This is a genomic window from Fibrobacter sp. UWB13 (genome assembly GCF_900177805.1).
GTDB lineage: Bacteria > Fibrobacterota > Fibrobacteria > Fibrobacterales > Fibrobacteraceae > Fibrobacter.
Genome location: NZ_FXAX01000006.1, coordinates 1 through 18,866 on the forward strand (window position 1 = coordinate 1; position 18,866 = coordinate 18,866).

At 48.2% G+C, this 18,866-nt stretch carries 17 protein-coding genes and 1 tRNA gene; 5 read left to right on the forward strand and 13 right to left on the reverse strand.

What is annotated here, in order from left to right; translation table 11 throughout:
• Positions 1-24: 24 nt before the first annotated feature.
• Complete coding sequence (locus B9Y77_RS15075; protein WP_139260862.1) at positions 25-213, forward strand: hypothetical protein; 189 nt, start codon at positions 25-27, stop codon at positions 211-213.
• A gap of 110 nt (positions 214-323) precedes the next feature.
• On the opposite strand, the gene B9Y77_RS15080 is transcribed toward B9Y77_RS15075, so the two are convergent.
• Together B9Y77_RS15080 and B9Y77_RS15085 are read right to left on the reverse strand one after the other, a co-directional pair.
• A complete protein-coding gene (locus B9Y77_RS15080; RefSeq protein WP_085492251.1) occupies positions 324-1,364 on the reverse strand; it encodes a histidine phosphatase family protein in 1,041 nt (346 codons plus the stop codon).
• Positions 1,365-1,458: 94 nt separating this feature from the next.
• A complete protein-coding gene (locus B9Y77_RS15085) occupies positions 1,459-2,247 on the reverse strand; it encodes a hypothetical protein (RefSeq protein ID WP_085492252.1) in 789 nt (262 codons plus the stop codon).
• A gap of 58 nt (positions 2,248-2,305) precedes the next feature.
• On the opposite strand from B9Y77_RS15085, the gene rfbD reads away from it, so the two are divergent.
• The gene (gene rfbD / locus B9Y77_RS15090) at positions 2,306-3,226 is read left to right on the forward strand and encodes a dTDP-4-dehydrorhamnose reductase (RefSeq protein WP_085492253.1); all 921 of its coding nucleotides are present in this window, start codon (positions 2,306-2,308) and stop codon (positions 3,224-3,226) included.
• 29 nt (positions 3,227-3,255) lie between these two features.
• Here rfbD and mqnE read toward each other — a convergent pair whose 3' ends face one another.
• The 7 genes from mqnE to B9Y77_RS15125 all read right to left on the reverse strand — a co-directional run bounded on the left by mqnE (position 3,256) and on the right by B9Y77_RS15125 (position 9,804).
• Positions 3,256-4,296, reverse strand: coding sequence for an aminofutalosine synthase MqnE (gene mqnE / locus B9Y77_RS15095; RefSeq protein WP_014546954.1), 1,041 nt, complete (start codon positions 4,294-4,296; stop codon positions 3,256-3,258).
• A 50-nt stretch (positions 4,297-4,346) separates the two neighbouring features.
• Positions 4,347-4,420: transfer RNA gene (locus B9Y77_RS15100), tRNA-Met, on the reverse strand.
• A gap of 113 nt (positions 4,421-4,533) precedes the next feature.
• A complete protein-coding gene (gene pgsA / locus B9Y77_RS15105) occupies positions 4,534-5,694 on the reverse strand; it encodes a CDP-diacylglycerol--glycerol-3-phosphate 3-phosphatidyltransferase (RefSeq protein ID WP_014546955.1) in 1,161 nt (386 codons plus the stop codon).
• Entirely contained in the window at positions 5,691-7,340 is a 1,650-nt protein-coding gene (recN, locus tag B9Y77_RS15110) for a DNA repair protein RecN (protein WP_085492254.1), read from the reverse strand. The genes pgsA and recN overlap by 4 nt, the downstream gene beginning before the upstream one ends.
• Before the next feature lie 81 nt (positions 7,341-7,421).
• On the reverse strand, positions 7,422-8,174 hold the full coding sequence (locus tag B9Y77_RS15115) for a tRNA (guanine(46)-N(7))-methyltransferase TrmB (protein ID WP_085492255.1): 753 nt from the start codon (positions 8,172-8,174) through the stop codon (positions 7,422-7,424).
• A gap of 56 nt (positions 8,175-8,230) precedes the next feature.
• Complete coding sequence (locus tag B9Y77_RS15120) at positions 8,231-9,118, reverse strand: MBL fold metallo-hydrolase (RefSeq protein ID WP_085492323.1); 888 nt, start codon at positions 9,116-9,118, stop codon at positions 8,231-8,233.
• Positions 9,119-9,219: 101 nt separating this feature from the next.
• Positions 9,220-9,804, reverse strand: coding sequence for a hypothetical protein (locus B9Y77_RS15125; RefSeq protein WP_073443004.1), 585 nt, complete (start codon positions 9,802-9,804; stop codon positions 9,220-9,222).
• Between the two features lie 193 nt (positions 9,805-9,997).
• Between B9Y77_RS15125 and B9Y77_RS15130 the strand changes: the two genes are divergently transcribed.
• Positions 9,998-10,804 carry an exodeoxyribonuclease III gene (locus B9Y77_RS15130; RefSeq protein WP_085492324.1) on the forward strand — a complete coding sequence of 269 codons (807 nt, stop codon included), beginning with the start codon at positions 9,998-10,000 and terminating at the stop codon, positions 10,802-10,804.
• Positions 10,805-10,875: 71 nt separating this feature from the next.
• On the opposite strand, the gene B9Y77_RS15135 is transcribed toward B9Y77_RS15130, so the two are convergent.
• The gene (locus B9Y77_RS15135) at positions 10,876-11,859 is read right to left on the reverse strand and encodes a polyamine ABC transporter substrate-binding protein (protein ID WP_254900073.1); all 984 of its coding nucleotides are present in this window, start codon (positions 11,857-11,859) and stop codon (positions 10,876-10,878) included.
• A 239-nt stretch (positions 11,860-12,098) separates the two neighbouring features.
• A complete protein-coding gene (locus B9Y77_RS15140; protein ID WP_085492257.1) occupies positions 12,099-13,400 on the reverse strand; it encodes a pyridoxal phosphate-dependent aminotransferase in 1,302 nt (433 codons plus the stop codon).
• 350 nt (positions 13,401-13,750) lie between these two features.
• On the opposite strand from B9Y77_RS15140, the gene B9Y77_RS15145 reads away from it, so the two are divergent.
• Complete coding sequence (locus tag B9Y77_RS15145) at positions 13,751-14,422, forward strand: hypothetical protein (RefSeq protein WP_139829339.1); 672 nt, start codon at positions 13,751-13,753, stop codon at positions 14,420-14,422.
• 1 nt (position 14,423) lies between these two features.
• Positions 14,424-15,959, forward strand: coding sequence for a hypothetical protein (locus B9Y77_RS15150; protein WP_085492259.1), 1,536 nt, complete (start codon positions 14,424-14,426; stop codon positions 15,957-15,959).
• Between the two features lie 3 nt (positions 15,960-15,962).
• Here B9Y77_RS15150 and B9Y77_RS15155 read toward each other — a convergent pair whose 3' ends face one another.
• Complete coding sequence (locus B9Y77_RS15155) at positions 15,963-17,378, reverse strand: sensor domain-containing diguanylate cyclase (protein ID WP_085492260.1); 1,416 nt, start codon at positions 17,376-17,378, stop codon at positions 15,963-15,965.
• Positions 17,379-18,791 carry a GGDEF domain-containing protein gene (locus tag B9Y77_RS15160; RefSeq protein WP_085492261.1) on the reverse strand — a complete coding sequence of 471 codons (1,413 nt, stop codon included), beginning with the start codon at positions 18,789-18,791 and terminating at the stop codon, positions 17,379-17,381. It abuts the gene before it with no gap.
• Positions 18,792-18,866: the final 75 nt, after the last annotated feature.

Below are 18,866 nucleotides of genomic sequence, written 5' to 3' on the forward strand. Positions count from 1 at the left end.
ATGAGTAATTTTAGTCCTAGAACTATGTCAAATTCATGGATGAAAGATTATGATGAGGCTGTCCTCAGGTATGAGGGTGCGCAAGACAAGGCTCGCGAAATGGCTATGAGAATGCTGGTAAAAGACGAGCCTGTTGATAAAATTGTCGAGTACACTAGACTCTCTGTTTCTGATGTTCTGGCTCTCAAGGCTTCCCTTGATCAGAAACAGTGAGTGCATTGAAATTGAAGTGATTGCTTTTTAATCAAAAAAATCCCCGAAATCAGTTGATTTTCGGGGATTCTTGTTAAAAGGGCTTTTTTTTGCAAAGAAGCCGAGGGATGTTATTCCACGCCGATACCAAGACCTCTAAACGGAACGTATCGGAGCTGTTCCTTGTTGTCGATAATGACTGCAACACCGGTAAGGAAGTACGGCCAGTGGCTTGTAACGTGGAACTTGTAGTTCACGGCTCCGTTAGAGACGAATACGCTGAACGGGAGAACAAAGTCGTCGTGGGTACAGATGACGCGGTACTTGTTCATGGAGGCGTAGCCCGGGGCGATGTCCTTCTTGATGATTTCTTCGGATTTTTCCTTGAGGTCGTAGAAGGCGTCGGCATAGAGGTTGTCGTATGCCCAACCCGCAATGACGAGACGGACGTTTGTCGTGGAGTCGTCATAGAACTTGTAGCGTTCGCTGTCTTTCTTGTACCAGCTGATGGAATAAAGGCTGGTTGTGTCATGCTGGAATGTCTGTTGTCCGCGGCCAAGGTTGATGTTGTAGCAGGTCTGTTCGGTGCGGACGTAGTTGGTGTGCGAATACACAAATTCATCGGCGCTGATGAGCTTTTTACCGACGGCTCGGGCTTGTCTTACGCCGTCAGACGGTTGACCGTTGACGGAGTCGGGTTCGTTTTCCCAGTAGGTGAGGGGCGTTTCACGACCGGTCTGTGCGTCGTCGCGTTCGCCGTGGCGGATGATGAACACAGCCTTTTCGTTGCAGCGGACGCTCTTGAAAACGTCAGCGATGTCAGCGAGTCCGTTGGTGTCAAGGGGAATGTTGATAACAGGAGTTTCGACGCAACTCGGATCGAGTTGGGCGGTTCCTGCCGAGGAACTGGACTGAGTCGGCGGAACGTCTGTGGAAGAGCTGGATTCACCGATCGGAGCTGTGGCGGAGCTGGAGATTGCGTCGGCAGAGCTTGCCGGGAGCTGATCTGTGGAAGAGCTGGAAAGCTGTTCTTGCTGTATTTGGCTGCTTGAACTTTGGCTAATGGCTGTGCTAATCGGGGATGTTGCGGAGTCGTCACCGCAGGCTGCCAAAAGCGAGGCGGAGAGGATTGCGCCGGTAAGAGCTAAAGAAATGCGAGAAATTTTATGCATTGCGTGAAATTCCTTGTTTTTATCCCTCTAAATCTATTTATGTTGCGTGGTTTCTTCAAGTAAATTTTTCCAAAACCCGTGAATTATGCGTTTTTTACGCTTTAGCTTCGGCTGGCTTGTCGGAATTGTAGTTGATTTCGTTGCGGCGCTTGAGTTCTTTGTTGAGCGGCCAGTAAATGAGCGCAAAAACGATGTAACCGATGAGGAGTACAATCCAGTGGTTGAGCCCGAAACCGATTTCCACATAGCGCATGGTGATGAACATGAACGGACCTGCGATGAGGAATAGCGGAAGCTGTCTGCATTGGTCGCCGAGCGAGTAACGGCTCTCGTAGCTTACGATGGAGTTCATCATCGGGAAGCTGGTGCAAAAACCGCCCATCAGGCGCTTGATGAACATGAGTCCGGAAACGACGCCTGCGATGGCGGGCGCCTTGATGTAAACCGGGAGCGGGGTCTTGTAGCGCACGCCTGCTTTGTACTTTTGCTTCTGGAAGAAAATCACGCCGATGACAAAGTCAAAAACGCAAACGCCGATAAAGTATGCTTCGCCTTCCGGGATGCGTGCATGCAAAAATGTTCCGAGTGCGACAAAAAAGGCGAGTCCTGCAATAATCGACGGTACGATTGGTACTTTTACTTTGTAGTGGAGGATGCGTACAATGTGTACGTACAACATGCACATGAAGCCCGAAACTGCATTTTCGGTGCCCATTGGGAGTCCGACAGCGATGTAGGCAAAACCGCAGGGAATAGGGATTGTTGCTGTGACCGCTTTGAGTTGCGGGTCCTTGAGGTAGGCGCTCAAGGTGCCGAGGGCGGTAACCATAAAGACGAGCAGCCAGTCGTATGCCGAAAAATGGAAATTTAACGCTTCAAACATCGTGCCCAAAGATAGAAAATAGTGGCTAATTGCTATATTCACACGCAGAGGTTTTATTATGAAAGTTTTGGTAACTGGTGTCGGTGGCCAGCTGGGTCACGATGTGATGAATGAACTTGCAAAACGCGGCTACGAGGGTGTCGGTAGCGATATTGCTCCGGTTTATTCCGGTGTGGCTGATGGCAGTGCTGTGACCACGATGCCTTATGTTCCGATGGATATTACGAATGCAGCTGCGGTTGCAGAAACCATCAAGAGCGTGAAGCCTGATGTGATTGTGCATTGCGCTGCTTGGACGGCAGTGGACCTTGCCGAAGACGAAGACAAGAAGGCGAAGGTCTTTGCAATTAACGCCGAAGGCACGGAAAACATTGCTCGCGTTGCTAAAGAAATTGATGCAAAGATGGTCTACATCAGCACGGACTACGTGTTTAATGGCCGTGGCACTTCTCCGTGGAAACCGGACTGCAAGGATTACGAACCGCTCAACGTCTATGGCGAATCCAAGCTCAAGGGTGAACTTGCCGTGAGCGGAACTCTTGAAAAGTATTTCATTGTACGTATCGCCTGGGTGTTCGGCCTCAATGGCAAGAACTTCATCAAGACGATGCTCAAGGTGGGCGAGACTCACGATACGGTCCGCGTTGTTTACGACCAGATTGGTACACCGACTTACACGCTTGACTTGAGCCGCCTCCTCGTCGATATGATAGAAACGGACAAGTACGGCTACTATCACGCCACGAACGAAGGTGGATTCATCAGCTGGTACGATTTCACGAAGGAAATCTACAAGCAGGCGGGACTCCCGACTAAGGTGTTGCCGGTGACGACTGCGGAATACGGTCTCTCGAAGGCCGCACGTCCGTTCAATAGCCGCTTGGACAAGAGCAAGCTTGTGGAAGCTGGTTTCAAACCGCTCCCCACATGGCAGGATGCGCTTGGCCGTTATCTCAAGGAAATCGGCGTGCTCGCTTAAAGGGCGGCGCACTTAATGAGTGTACGGTCTTAAGAAAATCTTTCGTACAAGGCGTCTCGTTCCACCGGAACGAGGCCTTCTTTTTTGATGAGGTCTTGCATGCGTTCCGGGCTCATGCCCACGGGAACCGTGGCGCCTGCGGCATGTGTAATCTTCTCTTCGATAATCGTGCCGTCCAAATCCGATGCGCCGGCGTGGAGTGCTTTCATGGCAGTCTCGATGCCCATCTGGATCCAGTAAGCCTTGATGTGCGGGAAGTTGTCCAAGAACAAACGAGAAACAGCGACCGTGCGGAGGATGTCTTCTTCGCTTGTGATGTTTGGGACAATCTGGTGGAGCGCATTGTGTTCCGGGTGATACACGAGCGGAATGAACGCGAAGAATCCCGGAGCTTCATCTTGCAAGTCACGGAGCATCTTCATGTGCGCGATGCGGTCTTCAATCTTTTCGATATGGCCGAAGAGCATGGTTGCATTCGTCGGGATGCCGAGCTTGTGGGCTGCACGATGGACGTCGAGCCATTCTTCGCCTGTTTCCTTGCCCGGGCAAATCTTGTCGCGTACACTTTGTACTAAAATCTCGGCACCGCCACCGGGGAGTGCGTCTAGGCCTGCGTCCTTGAGCGTTGCCATAATCTGTTCGGGCGTCTGGCCCGAAATTTTGGCGAAGTGGCAAATCTCGACGGCGGTAAAAGCCTTCAAGTTTGCAGACGGAAATTCCTTGCGGAGCTTGCGCAACATCTCGATGTAGTAATCGAACGGATGATCGGGATGGAGACCGCCAACAATGTGCAATTCGCGGGCGCCTTTGCTGATGGCTTCGGCGGCCTTGTCGCGGATGGTTTCGTAATTCCAGTCGTAAGCGGTCGGGCTATCTTTTTTGATGCGGCTGAAGGCGCAGAATTTGCAGTGCAGCACGCACACGTTCGTGTAGTTGATTTGGCGGTTGTTCACCCAGTAAACGGACTTCCCGTGGCGCGCTTCTTTTTCAGCATTGGCGCGTGCGCAAAGTTCATCGAGCGGTGCGTTCAAAAATAAATCGAGAGCTTCTTGTTCTGAAATGCGAGACATACTACAAATATAAAAAAGAAAAGACCTAGAGTGAATCTAGGTCTTTTTAGTAGCGGGGGCAGGACTTGAACGCTGCGACCTTCGGGTTATGAGCCCGACGAGCTACCAACTGCTCCACCCCGCGTCGAGGTTGTCCCATATATAGAAAATTATAACAGGTTTGGCAAGAGTGAAAAGCAGAGTATTTGTCGGAGTAAGTTTTTTTTATGTTTTCCCGCGATTTATGCACGAATTTGACTATACGAATTTTTTCAAAATGTGCTTGCTTGCGTAGAAATAATCAATTCCGCTCACGATTGTAATGGTGGTTATGATGCCCATCACAACAATCGGGAACTGGTGCCAAATGCTTTCAAATCCTGGAATCAATGCGCGGACCGGGTCAATGGCGCCAAGAAGAATCGCGACAATGCCGATGCCTTGCAATGCGGTTTTCCACTTGCCACTGCGACGTGCGGGCATCACGAGGCCTTCACTTGCGGCGAGCGTTCTGAGCGTTTCCACACTAGATTCGCGGAAGTAAATCAGAGCGACCATCCACACGGGCGCATAGCCTGTAGCGATAAAGCACATGAAAATCGTCATGTTCGAAATCTTGTCGCTGAACGGGTCAAGGTATTTGCCGAGCGTGCTGACTTCGCCCATCGCGCGGGCGAGCTTGCCGTCCAAAAAGTCCGTGAGCATAAAGCCGAGCACCATCACGAGCGAAAGCACTTTAAAGACGATGTTGTTGTTGCTGTAATCCAAATCGTTATCGTAGAAGAACACCCAGAGGAAAAACGGCGTGAGCACAATGCGGCTCATGGTGAGCTGGCTTGCGATCGAAAGCGGCTTGCGGTGTGCGGGGTCACGGTAGTACCAGTATGCGTATGCGGCGGTGGAGGCGGCAATGAGCAAAATGGAAATGACCATCATAATTTGTTGGTAATTTTCCAAGTTCAGCAAGTATACGCCCATCGTAATTGTGACAGAAAGATTTGCAAGTTTGCTCCAGCGGCGCTTGCGGGGGAGTTGCTTCCCTTCGCGGAGAACGCCGAGCGAAAATAGCGTGTGGGCTATCAGTCGTCCAAGCAAGACGGCGCAACCGACACCGAGAATCTTTTCGGCACTTTCGTTCTGGATCAAGTCGCGGAAGAAAATGCTTGTCATCACGATGAACTGCAAGAACCCATCGATAGTGTTGAGCCAAAGTCGGTAATAAGGCTTTTCAATTTCCTGGCTCTTGAGCTGGAACAAGTTGACCCAACCCATGATAAGCGCAATACCCACAAAGGAGCATGCCATCGTGGTCCAGTCTTTCCAGATGAAGATTATGACGCAGACAAAGATGAGAGCACGCATGATGCTCCAAATGCGTGACCTTAAACGAACATCAGAAGTTTTTTCTGGTTCTGTCATAAATTATTCTCCAACAGCTGCTTTGCATGGGTGCGGACCGTTTCGGAGGTCCCACCTAACATTCTAGCAATTTCTTCGATACGTCCGTTCTTGTCGAGGTCAATAATGGACGTAAATGTCCTTCCGTCAACCTCTTTCTTGCTCACGGCGAGCTGATTTTTGGCTCGGCTTGCGACTTGATGCAAGTGGGTGATGGTGAGCACCTGGTGGTGCTTCCCTAAATTGCGCAGCGCTTCGCCAATGCTATTGCCCGTTTCGCCCGAAATTCCGGAATCCACTTCGTCGAAAATCAGGAGCGGGACCTTGTCGAGGTCTGCCATGACGCTCTTGATGGCGAGCAGCACACGGCTGAGTTCACCGCCGGAGACCGCCTTTTGTAACGACTTTTCGCCTTCGCCCGGGTTCGGGGCGAGCAAGAATTCGATGCGGTCGGCGCCGTTTGGTGTCGGGTCCTGCTCCGTGATGCTCGTAAAGAATTTGGCTTTCGGCATGCCGAGGCTGTGCAAAATTTCTTGCACGGCCGAGTCAAAGCGCTGTGCCGCTTCTTTACGCTTCTCGGTAAGACTTGATGCCAAGCGGTGGGTCTCTGCTTTGTGGGCTTCTGCTTTGCGCTTGAGCTCTTCGAGGTCGGAGTCGAGGTTCTCGAGACTGTCGAGTTCCTGCTTACGTTGTTCGGTGAGCGCGATAAGCCCTGCCACATCAGTGCGGTACTTGCGCTTGAGTTTTTGAATCGTTGCAATTCGAGAATTGGCACGGTCGATTTCGACGGGGCTCATGGACTTTGACGGGCGGAGCCTCTGCAGGTCCTTGCAAATTCCTTCGAACGGGTCCGCGACTTCGACGAGTGCGTTCAGGTCTTCTTCGTAATGCGGAATCTTTTGAGCGAGACTGCGCAACTTGTACTGAAGGTTCTGGACCTGTTCCAAGATGCCGTTATCGCAACCGATCAATCCCTGGATTTCATTCAGCAGGTTGTGTTCCGCTTCGCTCTTGCTTGCAACGTTGACTTTTTCTTCAAGCTCTTCTTCTTCGCCATCGCGGAGTGCCGCCTTGGAAAGTTCATCGTACTGGAATTTCAAAAAGTCCTTTTGCTGCGCCAGATCTTTGGCGTGCGCTTCAGTCTTTTGAATCTCGGCGAGAACGTTGTTCCAGGCGTTGTAGCTTTTTGAATAGTTTATCAGCAACTCGTTGTTGCCCGCGTATTCATCGAGCATCTTTGCATGTGTGCGGATGTCGCGCAATAACAGCTGTTCGCTCTGCCCGTGCATCTGGATAAGCGATTCGCCAAGCTCCTGCAAATCCGAGAGACTGACGACAGAACCGTTCACGCGGGCGCGTCCCTTTCCGTTTTCAAGAATCTCGCGGCGGATGATGAGCTCATCGTCGTCATCGAGTTCCAACTTTGCAAGAATTTGTTTGACCTCGGGTTCATTCGAAATGTCGAAAGTCCCTTCGATGACCGCTTTTTCTTCGCCTGTGCGGACCATCGACGCTTGCGACTTGTCTCCGCAGACCATGCGGAGCGCTTTCATCAAGACGGACTTGCCGGCGCCAGTTTCACCCGTGATTGCGGTAAAACCTTCATGAAACGGGACGCTTGCTTCGGCAATGAGTGTAAAGCTGTTTATTGTGAGTTGCTTTAACATGATTATTTCTAGTTATTAGTCATTAGTTATTAGTTGTTAGTTGCTGCTATTGACTACTGACTAATGACCATTGACTAATTCCTATTTTTCAAACTCTATAATACTTCTGTAAATAGGTCTGCCTTCTTTGCGGTACTTGCGTTCGAAACCGGTCGTGATGCCTTCGGTGGGTTCTGCCGTATTGCGGACGAGCACCTTGCAAGTCGGGTAAGCATCGAATGTTTCAAGAGCGATTTCGTTGTATTCCTTGTGGTCAGTACCCCAGTAGAAAATGCGCTTGCCCGGCTTTAAACAACGGGCGACTTCATCGAGAAAGTCGGGGCGGAGCAAACGGTTCTTGTGGTGGCGTTCCTTTGGCCACGGGTCCGGGAAGTACATGTGGAAAGCTTCGACAGTGTTGTCCTTCACGGCGTCGCGCAAGAAGTAGAAAACGTCACCGCGCAACATGGCCGCATTGCCCTGAGCGACGATACCGCGCTTTTCCATGCGTTCGTGTGCGAAGGCTGCCCACGTGAAGTCCCATTCGCTACCCATGATAAAGTAGTCCGGATGCTTCTCGGCGTAGTCCGTCATGAAGTTGCCCTTGCCACTTCCGATTTCGACTTCGATGTGTCCGTTTTCGTTTGGAAACATGTCTTTCCAGGTGAAGTCGAGCTTGTGCGGCTTTCCGTCCGGAGTCTTGATGGGCTTGCGGTCGCCATTCGTGCGGAACACATAATGCCATAGCGCCTTCATTTGCGGGTCCTGACTCAAGTCTCGATAAAACTCCGGAATCACGACTTCCTTCGGAGCCTTTTCTTCTTCTAAAATTTCGTTGTTGATTTCTTCTGCCATGTTTTTGTTCCTATTAAACTTTACTGGATCCTTCGACTTCGCTCAGGATGACGCTGTTAAATAAACGCTATGATCCTTTCCTTAAACTTCTCCGGGATTGCCTTGTCTAGCATTTCGCGGATGTGCCTTTCGGAATACTTCATCGAGAAATGGCTCAAGATGATTTTTTCGCACTTGATTTCATCATCAAGCTCGTTGAGCGCATGCACAATATCTTTCAAGTGGCTGTGGCCCTTCTTTTTGCTCATCGCCTCTTCGCCATCGTCGAGGAATGTGCATTCTGTAATCAGCACTTTCGATTGGAAAACTCGGCTGTTGTCGAGCAAGCTTTCGCCAAGACAGTCGCCCATAAAGCTCACGAGCGGATCGTAAACTTCACGTGTGATTTCGACACCGTTCTTGCGGAGTTCGATAATTTCGGTGGGCGTTTTCCCGAGGAATTCGTCCTTGAGTTTTTTCTTGTAAAAGTAGAGCGTGCCGCCCATTGCCGGAATGGAATGCTTGACTTCGAACGCTTCGAGCGCGAGGTCCTTGCGGTATCTCAAAAATTGCAATTCGCCTGCGGTAACGGGTTCAATTTCCGGGTAGCGGAATTTCGCTTCGCCAACGCCTTCGAACAGAGCTTCTGCCTTGATCCATGCCTTTGCATTTTCGCTCAAGCATTCGGGCATGTAATAAACGCTGTCGCGTTCGACACCCATCATCTTGCGTAAACTGTGGTGACGCATCAGGCAGCGCGCGTGGTCGCCGTGCGCATGTGTCAGGAATACGTGGTTCAGGGGAATTGCCGAGAGCGGGCATTCGCCCATGTCAATGCAAAAATCCAGCTCTGGAATTTGGATGTATGTCGCCAGTCCGGAAATCGAAAATCCGGAAATAGGCGAGCATGGCGTATCAACGTGGATTTGCCGCAGAGCGTTGTGTATGTACTTGTTTTCGTTCACTTTTTTACCGCCCGATAATTTAGCAAAAAAGGAAATCAAAAAAATGACACTAAAAAAAGCAGCCCCTTAAGAGCTGCTAAAAAACTTGTTCGATTTATTTTTTATCGGTTCGAAACGATTCTATCGAATTCCGTGCAAGACATGGTTTCGATGTTCACACCCATAGCCCTGCTACGAGTCCTGTCGTTACCCTTCTTTTCGGGGATGCGGAAGCAGAAGTCGTACTTGTTGCCTCTGTCGGTTGGGATGCCCATCTTGAAAATGCGGAGGCGTTCAGAACCCTTAGGCGTAATTTCGAAGTAGTCGTAAGTGTTCTTGACGCGTTCAAGGCGCTTTTCCTGGCTGAATTCGAGTTCGTTCGTAATCGGGCCCTCGAGGTTGATCGGGAGGGAGTTCTGGAAGCGGAGCTCGAGCTTGCCGTTCGTTTTGACGATAGACGTTTCGGACGGCTTGATCAGGTAGCGTTGTTGAGGAATGTTCTTATACGCAATGTTGTGTCTGCTTGCCTTGCGCACGCCGCAAACTTCACGCATGTCGGGGTTAGCGACAAAGTCGATATCGCGGCAAATGGGGGGGAGGTCGGTCGGAACTTCGAGGTCTTCGCCGTTTTGAGCAGAGGAGCCTGCGCAACCAACCAAGAATGAAACTGCAAGGATGCAAGACGACAACAAAAATTTATTCTTCATGTACTCAAATATAAGTTTATTATATGCTATTGCGGAAAATTTTTTGAAAATGAACTAAATAGATGTTATTTTCTGCATAATTTTTAAAAGTTGTAAATATTTGTTAACTTTTTCTTTGTGTTGAGGCCTTTGTACCCTTTGGAGTTTGAAAAAATATTCTATCTTTGGCGTTGAAATTGAGATTGGGGTCAAAATGAAAATCTACAGCTGGAACGTCAACGGTATTCGTTCCGTACTGAAAAAAGGCTTTGAAGATTGGTTCACTGCGACCGATCCCGATGTGCTTTGCCTTCAGGAAGTCCGCGCCGAAAAAAGCCAGGTTGCTGAAGTGGCAAGCCGTGAAGGCTATTATACCTACTGGAACGCTTGCAAGCGCAAGAAGGGTTACAGTGGTGTTGCCGTGTATTCAAAGATTGAACCGGATGCGGTTAATTACGGCTTTGACATCGAAGAATTCGATGAAGAAGGTCGTGTGCTCCAGCTGGTGTTCCCGGACTGGGTGCTCAACTGCATTTATTTCCCAAATGGTGGTCAGGGCGATGACCGCTTGGACTACAAGCTTCGCTTCTACGATGCGTTCCTTGAAAATTCCAAGCAGTGGCTCGCCGATGGCAAGCATGTGGTGACTGTTGGTGACTACAATACCTGCCACAAGGAAATCGATATTGCTCGCCCGAAGGAAAACGAGAACGTGAGCGGCTTCTTGCCGATTGAACGCGCCTGGATGGACAAGTACGTCGAAAACGGCTTTGTCGATACGTTCCGCACGTTGCATCCGGATACCCGTGACGCTTATTCCTGGTGGTCGAACCGCTTTGGCGCACGCGAACGCAATGTCGGTTGGCGTTTGGACTACGGCTTTGTTGATGCCGCCCTCATGCCGAATGTGGTGAGCTCCGAAATCCTGAGTGATGTCAAAGGTTCGGACCATTGCCCGATTTGCTTGGAACTCGAACCGCCGTTCCTCCCGATTCCCATCAAGAAGTCGGAAGATATTTAAGTCGATAAATATTTAAAGCTAAACGCAAAATTTAAAAAGCCTCGCCATCTGTGAAGAGCGAGGCTTTTTGCTTATTTTGTCTTGACGATCATCCAAGCTTCGTCGAAGTATTTTTCCGCTTCGCCCAAGTCCGTGAGGAATACCATGCGGTTTATCTCTTGCTTGTTCGGATTGATAACGCGGTTGTTCTTAAAGTCGTCATCCATGATTTCAAGGCTTGCCTTGTTGGGCGTGGCGTAGTTGATCGCCTTCGCGAGCTGGGCTCCGATTTTAGCATCGAGGATGTAGTTCATAAAGGCGTATGCGCCCTCGGGATTTTTTGCTCGACTGCTGAGCGTCATGGCATCAACCCACATAAAGCTGCCTTCTGTCGGAATGGCGTAATGCAGCGTGGAGTCTGTGTCAATGGCATCCATGGCTTCTCCGCTGAAGACGATGGCTGCCCAGTTGCTATCGGCAATTACTTTGTCCTTTCCGATGTCGGAACCGTCAAAGCCTGCGAAGTGCTTGTCTTTTTTCGCCTGCAAAATGTAGTCCACTGCTTTGTTGAGCTCTTCTTGCTTGATGCTGTTGGCATCGTAGCCGACTGCCTGGAGTGCCATACTGAGCATGGAACGGCTTTCGTTTAAAAGGCTGAAATTACCTTTGGTGTTTTTCGCGTCAAAAAGCAAGGAGTAGCTTACGCTATCGGGGTGGAATTTGCCTCCGCGGTAGAGAATGCCTGTAGTGCCCCAAAGATAGGGGAGACTGTAGGTGTTTGTCGGGTCGTAGGCTTGGCCTAAAAACTGCGGTGCCACGTTCACGTGGTTTGGAATTTTATTGGTGTCAATAGACGAGATTAGCCCAAGGTGCACCATCTGCTGGATGACTACATCCGATGCAATGATGACATCGTATTTGCCGGAATCCGCCGTTATAAGCTTTGCGATCATTTCTTCTTGAGCTTCGTAAAGTTCCAGCTCCACATTGTAGCCGGTCTTGTTACGGAAGTCATCAAGCAATGCAGGATCGATATATTCGCTATAAATCATTACCGTGACATTTTTTGTAGACATTGCATCTCCCTGCTTTTGAATGCAGGCGGTTATCGCAATTGCTACGAAAAGTGCAATAATGAAGATTGTCTTTTTCAAATTGTCTCTCAATGCCTAGTAATGATACGATAAACATAAAAAAAACTGATAACGTGAACGGCGTGTATTTGAATTTATAACAAAAAATCCTGACACTTTGTGTGTCAGGACTTTAGTCACTAATAACTATTGACCAACGACTATTGACTAATGACCAACAACTAACTATGCAGGTATTCGATGATGGCGTCGTGAATCGTGGTGAACACGCTGCGGAGTTCGTCTTCGTCTTCTTCCAACAGCGTTACACGGAAACCCTTGAGGTCCGTGCAGAAGCTCGTGCTCGGCACAACGCAGATACCCTTTGCGCCCAGGAGATAGTACACGAAGCGGTAGTCGAGATTCGTCGTCTTGCTGCACCATTCTTCGACTTTCTTCTTGATAATCGGATTGTCGATCTTCAGCGTCTGGTGATTGTTGAGCGTACCTTCGCGGAAGATGATGGTGTTGTAGAATGCACCGTAAGTTGGGTTGAAATAGAGCTCCGGAATGTCGGATAGAATATCGTTAATGATCGCACTGCGGCGGCCAATCTTTTCGTTCAATGCCTTGCGGTGTTCCATGAAACGCTTGTCGCCGAGAACGCGCGGAATCGTCATCTGCGGGAGCGTCGTGGAGCAGACTTCCACCATCTTGGCGTTGTCGATGGCGCGGCAGAAGGCGTCGAACTGTTCGTCCTTGTCGCGGTTGTAGTATTCAGCCCAGCCGCAACGAGCGCCCGGCCATGGGTATTCTTTGGAAATGCCCTTGAGCGCAATGCCCGGAACGTCACCGATGTATTCGGCGAGCGCATAAGCGTGAGCTCCGTTGTACGTAATCTTGTTGTAGATTTCGTCGCAGATGATGAAGAGGCCGTAGCGCTTGGCGATGTCTACAATCTTCTGGAGGATTTCGAGCGGGTAAACCATGCCCGTCGGATTGTCCGGGTTCAGAATCAAGATGCCCGCGATGCTCGGGTTGTACTTCACCTTGTTCTCGAGTTCTTCGAGGTCCGGGTACCAGTGGTTTTCCGGCTGCAAACGATAAGTGATAGGAGCCGTATGGGCGTGGGCGGCTTCGGCAGAGCTATGCGTAGAGTAGGCCGGGGCCGGTCCGATGATACGGGTGTTCATCGAGAGCAGGCCATAGATGGTGGCGATTGCGTCACCGAGGCCGTTGAAGAACAGGATGTCATCGACGTTGATCTGTGCGCCACCGAGCTTGTTGTTTTCTTTTACCAAGAATTCGCGCGTTTCGAGCATGCCCTTGGACGGGCAATAGCCGTAGCTGCGGTTTGTGCGGACGAGGTCCACGACAATGTCCTTGATCCAGTCGGGAACTTGACATTTCTTTTCAATCGGGTCACCGATATTTTCCCAATGGATTGGCAAGCCGAGTGCCTTGAGCTGGTTCGCCTTCTTCACGATCTCGCGGATTTCGTAAGAAAGTTCCTTAGCACCTTCGCTCAACAATCTTCTACGCATTTTGGACTCCTATAGCGGTTTCGAAAATTCTTTTTGCGCTGTAATTATAGCATAAAATTGTTCAAGAATTTCCGTTGTTCCTTGTGGTTAGTGGTTAAAAAGGGGGTAAATAAAAAAAGCAGCCTTTTGTGGGACTGCCCTTGAAACGTTTTGTCTGGATTTTAGCGCGATGCTTTTCAGATCTCAGTTTCTTTGGACAGCCCCATAATAGCTCGGGCTGCTGCCGGGCTTGCTGCAATCGCTTTCGCTGCGATGGTGTTCTGTCCAAAGATATTCATGTGCCAAAATATAGTTCTGGGGCTTACGAATGTCAAGAGAAAAATTTGTTGTAAATTTGTATATTAGCATGTATGAAAGAGAAAATGCGTTTTACATTTTTTGTTTTGCTTTGGGCAACGCTTCTTTTGAATGGTTGCTTTTATTGCGGTGATCATGAAGAAAAAGAAGATTTGGTTGCCTATACTTTTTCCGAAACATCCATTGCACTCATGGATTCCCTAAAAAATGAGTATGCCGCCAAGAATAAGTGGTCGACGTCCGAGGTCGAAAAAACGAAACCCTCGAAAGGCTATGATGACAATAAATTTGTGTATGATATGTATTGGTATAATAACAGCTCTGACCATAAAGGCGTTAAAGGAATTGTTCTTCGTTTTAATTTATTTGCTTGTACCCCTGACAATGACTGTGATTATAATTTTGTTGAAGCCGATACAGTATCTCACCTTATCATAGAACTTCACGGGTGTGATAATTTTACTTGCAAAAATACGAGTCGCATTGTGGTGCATGATCGTGACTATCGTTTTGTCCGCGCTTTTGATAAAAGTCAGTTTTCCATTACGGATGGCGGCGATTTTGAATATTCGACGGATGGCGATTGCACAGTTTATAAAAAACTGAGTTTTAACTTGGTCATCAATGGTGAAGATATCAAGATAAACTGGAACATTAAAGACGGCTACATTGACTGCACTTCCACAAAATGTCATCGAGTTACTGATTATTCTGTGTGGGGTTGATATGATGAAATGGCTTTGCTCGTTTGTTCTGTTGCTTGTGATGGTCTTATCTTTGGTGGGCTGCGATAGTGTTGATACTGTATATGTTGTGCCTTCGAATAATGATCCTTATTCTTTGGAAAATCGAGAATTGCGCATAGGTGTAGATTTGGATTCTTCTATAGTTTTGGTTGCTGCTTCTGTCGATGTTCTTGATGATTCCCTGAAAAAGATTCGCTCTGTGGAATCTCGCGCTATAGGTGGATTTCGCCAATGGTATAAAAAGGATGGTTGGTCGTTTGAAGTTGCAGAACAAAACTACGAGTCTTCGTATTTAAAAGTTTCTTATACCTGCGTTTTGCCTAATGGTGATTCTGCAACGTTTGTGGATTATGTCGATATTGCGTGGGAAATGTATCCGACATTTTATTTAATTCAATCCTTGCGAAAATACAGGATAGAATCGCTTGTGAAAAAGGAAAAATTTCCGTTGTACACAGCGATTCGAATTGCTAATCGTGACTTGCTAGAATTCTTTTCGTTTAGCAGTGCACTTGATATCGAAAGTCAAGAGAAACACCTAGCTTGGATAAAGGAATATCCTTATTTGTATGGAGGCTATTATTTATCTGATCCTGATTTTCCTGATAATGTTGAAGCGATAGCCAAGGACTTTGATCGAGTCTTGACTAAAAACAAAAAAGTATCTGCTTTGGATACGGTTGAAATGGTGGATAACGCCTTGTTCAGTGGACAGATGGACATCCTTTTCCGCGATTCGCATTATTGGACTGCCTATGGCTTTCCTTATTGTGATTCAACACGTAGAGATAGTGTTGTTTTTAATAACGTAAAAGGAAGCTATTACAAGGATTCTCTTTTTAAATGCGATGGTCGTGCATGGCGTAAAATAGGCCCCCGTTCTAGTAGTAGTTCGGTAATGAGTTCGAGTTCAGCAAATCCATTGGATTGGTGCCTTAAGGAAAGTAGAATCTTAGCAGCAGAAAATAAAACTTACAGCATTGCTTATGATAGCTTGTGTTCTTCTGAGGTAGTGAACCAAATAGGTTCAGTCAATTTTTCGGGTGGTTTTTATGCGGATAGAGTGATGGATTTATCATCTGCTGAATTTTTGATGAACCTTGTTGATTCTGCTACGTGGCACTCACTAGCGTATTGGTATCGGATGCACCCTGTTTTGAGCTGGAATGAAGATGAAGTTTTGTGTCCAGATGGTTTTCACATTCCCGATACGCTAGAATTCAAGAATAGTCAATGGCTTTTTGACAATAATCAATTGGGAGCGTTTGAAACAAAAGCAATAGGTGATACGATTCCATCTGCGATAGAAGCTTTTGCATTTTTCTGGACATCTAATGCGAAAAGCGGTAATATACGGTATTGTGCCCAATTAAATTTTTACGACACTCCCTTATTCGTAGGTCAGTATTCCGCAAAACGGGCTGCAAAACCTTATTTTGTAGAAATTGTGGAATGCCCCGTGGATGTGACTATGGCTATACAGCTTGCTTGTGCGAAGGCTTTGGAAAAAAGGTGATTTTTACAGTCGCCGTCTGTTGGCAGGGAACCGGTCGTAGTACCGTTTTTTGTCTTCGTACATGCGGGCGTCGGCTTCGTGCATCGCAATGCGGATATCTCCACCGTTTGCATCGTAGTAGAACCCGACTGCAAAACTGACCTTGCCTGGAATCATCGATTTTTCGCGGAGTGCTTTGACTTTGGCTTCGAGCTCTTCTTTCGGCTTGTCGAGGGCGATAATCAAGAACTCGTCGCCACCTGCGCGGTAGAATTCGCAACCGTCGAACGTGAATTTTAAAAGCTGAGACGCGTCTTTTAAAAGCTTGTCGCCTGCATCGTGACCTTTGTTGTCATTGACGGGCTTGAGGCCGTTCAGGTCTGCAAAAATAATGCCGAGCGACTTGTACTGCACTTCGCCATTCAGAAACTGTGTTACGCGATTGTTCATGGAATTGCGGTTCTTGACGCAAGTTAAAAGGTCCATGCTGCTGAGTAGTTCTAGCTGGTTCAAAAGCTGGTAGTTCGCAATTTCCGAGGCGACAAAGAATGCCGAAAGCTCAAGTGTTTCACGTATGTAGAGCGTGTTCGACGTGTCGAAATTCGTGGCCCAGAAAAAGCCTAGAGTAAGGCCGTTGTATTCGAGTGGCAAGAGGACAAGGCTACGGACGTTAGCGGCTACAAGCGAATTGTACCATGCCGGGTTTTCCTGATGGATGACTTCGAGGTCGTCCTTGTTCTTGATCATCAGGCAATTGCTTCCGTTCAGTGTCTTTATCCAGGACCTTGCGTAATCGACAAAGTTTTCGGATTTGAGTTCACGAATGGAACGGATCCCGGAATCCGGCTTTAAGGCATCGCTAAATACGGACCACGTGTTGTCATTGAAGTCCGTCAGCATCACGCAGCAATAGCTTGCATCACAGATTTTGCGGATGTCCTCGATGACTTCGTCCATGGTCTTTTGCAAGTTTTTAGTACTGCGCAACTTGATACAAGTCTGCAATACGTTGGATGAAGTCTTAGCCGAAATGTTCGACATCGCGTCGACATTTTCTTCGAACGTAATTTCCTGGGAGTAGCTACAATACGCCTTTTTCGGGTCGTCAATAGCGAGCGGCATCATGTACAGGTTGATGCAGAAGGTGTAGCGCTCGGGGCGGATGTAGGCGTGTACAGGTTTCTTTTTGATGGCACATTCGTAGCAGAAGTTCTCGAAGTTGAGTTCCTTCTTCATGTAGCGTTCGTAGCTACTGCCTGGGACAAACTTTTCCTTAAAGACGACGTTGCCATCTTTGTCGACCTTTTCCATGGCGCGGATATACAGGTCATTTGCGGCCTCGATGCGGATGGTGCCGATTCTGTCATCATCGCGCTTTTCGACCGACAAGATGCTTGTCATCGTGTGGAAGTTATCTACAAATTTCTGCAAATCCATCATTTAACGATTCCTGCACTCAGGGTGCCTTTCATAAAAAGCTTTTTTATCGTTGTACATATTGGCGTCGGCTTCGCGCATGGCTTTTCGGATGTCGCCACCATTTTCTTCGTAATAGAATCCGACGGCAAAACTGATTTTGTTCGGGTCGTCCGATTTCTTTCGGAGCGTCTCAACTTTGTGGCTTAGAGTTTCTTTGGTGTTTTCCATGTCGATAATCAGGAACTCGTCGCCACCGGCGCGGTAAATCTCTGAATTTTCGAAAGTCGACTTGAGAATTTCTGCACCGTCTTTTAGCAACTGGTCGCCTGCACCGTGGCCTTCGCTGTCGTTGACGTATTTGAGGTTGTTCAAGTCGGCAAAGACAATCCCATAGCTGTTTGGAACTCTTTCGCGGCCGGATAATATCTTGAGAATGCGGTTGTTCATTGCGTTGCGGTTCTTGACTCCGGTCAAGAGGTCCGTAGAACTCAGCTTTTCGAGTTTTTGCAGCAGCTGGTAGTTGGCTATTTCCGATGCGATAAAGTACGTCGAAAGTTCGAGCGTTTCCTTGATGTGGTCCGTTTCTTCGAGAGCAAAGTTGGTTGCCCAGATGAATCCGATGATGTCATCGTTGTACTTGAGCGGGAACAGCGCAAGCCTTTCGATGTTGGCAGACCGCATGGAATTATACCAAGCCGGGTGACGGGCCTTGATATCTTCCTTGTCTTGTTCGTTCTTGACGAGCAAGCAAGTGCTCCCGTTGATGATGTCTAGCCAGGACTTGGCGTAGTCGATAAATTCATCGTTTAAAAAGTCTGCAAGCGTGTGCCTGCCGATTTCGGGGGCGGCATTTTCGCTGAGCAAGGAGCATTTACGTGCCTTGAAGTCCGTCAACATGATGCAGCAGTAATTGGCTTTGCAGATGTTGCGGATATCGGCCATTACCTCGTCCATGGTCTTGAGGAAGTTCTTGGTGCTGCGGAGCTTGATGCAGGTCTTGAGCACATCGGCAGTTGTCTTTGCCGAAAGGCTTTGCAAGGAATCCGTGTTCATTTCGGTCGACAGTTCTTGCGTGTAGGTGCAGTAGCACTTGAACGGGTCTTCAAAATCGAGGGGCAGGCTGAAGATATTGAACCAGACATCAAACCGATCTGGGTGGATGTAGGCGTGCATCGGCTTTTTGAGGACGGCGCTGTTGTAGATAAAATGTTCGAAGTTCAAGTCTTTGGGAATATACGCAGTGTATTCTTGACCCGGGACGAACCTCTTGCCATACGGCATGTCGATAAGATTGTCACTATTTTTTTCGAAGGAATCGATATATGCCTTGTTCCCGACTTCGATACGCATCTTGCCGTAGCCGTTCGGCTTTTTTTCGACGGACATGATGCAGGTCATCGAATCGAACTGATTGACATATTCCTGTAAATCCATATTTGCTCCTTCGTAGGCTTTTTGTAAATAAAAAGTCATTATAAAGATAATATGAAACACGCAAGTTGGGTTGAC

Coding starts and splice junctions, on each gene's coding strand:
- B9Y77_RS15075 (WP_139260862.1), top strand. CDS start 25: ATGTCAAATTCATGGATGAAAGATTATGATGAGGCTGTCCTCAGGTAT.
- B9Y77_RS15080 (WP_085492251.1), bottom strand. CDS start 1,364: ATGCATAAAATTTCTCGCATTTCTTTAGCTCTTACCGGCGCAATCCTC.
- B9Y77_RS15085 (WP_085492252.1), bottom strand. CDS start 2,247: ATGTTTGAAGCGTTAAATTTCCATTTTTCGGCATACGACTGGCTGCTC.
- rfbD (WP_085492253.1), top strand. CDS start 2,306: ATGAAAGTTTTGGTAACTGGTGTCGGTGGCCAGCTGGGTCACGATGTG.
- mqnE (WP_014546954.1), bottom strand. CDS start 4,296: ATGTCTCGCATTTCAGAACAAGAAGCTCTCGATTTATTTTTGAACGCA.
- pgsA (WP_014546955.1), bottom strand. CDS start 5,694: ATGACAGAACCAGAAAAAACTTCTGATGTTCGTTTAAGGTCACGCATT.
- recN (WP_085492254.1), bottom strand. CDS start 7,340: ATGTTAAAGCAACTCACAATAAACAGCTTTACACTCATTGCCGAAGCA.
- B9Y77_RS15115 (WP_085492255.1), bottom strand. CDS start 8,174: ATGGCAGAAGAAATCAACAACGAAATTTTAGAAGAAGAAAAGGCTCCG.
- B9Y77_RS15125 (WP_073443004.1), bottom strand. CDS start 9,804: ATGAAGAATAAATTTTTGTTGTCGTCTTGCATCCTTGCAGTTTCATTC.
- B9Y77_RS15130 (WP_085492324.1), top strand. CDS start 9,998: ATGAAAATCTACAGCTGGAACGTCAACGGTATTCGTTCCGTACTGAAA.
- B9Y77_RS15135 (WP_254900073.1), bottom strand. CDS start 11,859: ATGTCTACAAAAAATGTCACGGTAATGATTTATAGCGAATATATCGAT.
- B9Y77_RS15140 (WP_085492257.1), bottom strand. CDS start 13,400: ATGCGTAGAAGATTGTTGAGCGAAGGTGCTAAGGAACTTTCTTACGAA.
- B9Y77_RS15145 (WP_139829339.1), top strand. CDS start 13,751: ATGAAAGAGAAAATGCGTTTTACATTTTTTGTTTTGCTTTGGGCAACG.
- B9Y77_RS15150 (WP_085492259.1), top strand. CDS start 14,424: ATGATGAAATGGCTTTGCTCGTTTGTTCTGTTGCTTGTGATGGTCTTA.
- B9Y77_RS15155 (WP_085492260.1), bottom strand. CDS start 17,378: ATGATGGATTTGCAGAAATTTGTAGATAACTTCCACACGATGACAAGC.
- B9Y77_RS15160 (WP_085492261.1), bottom strand. CDS start 18,791: ATGGATTTACAGGAATATGTCAATCAGTTCGATTCGATGACCTGCATC.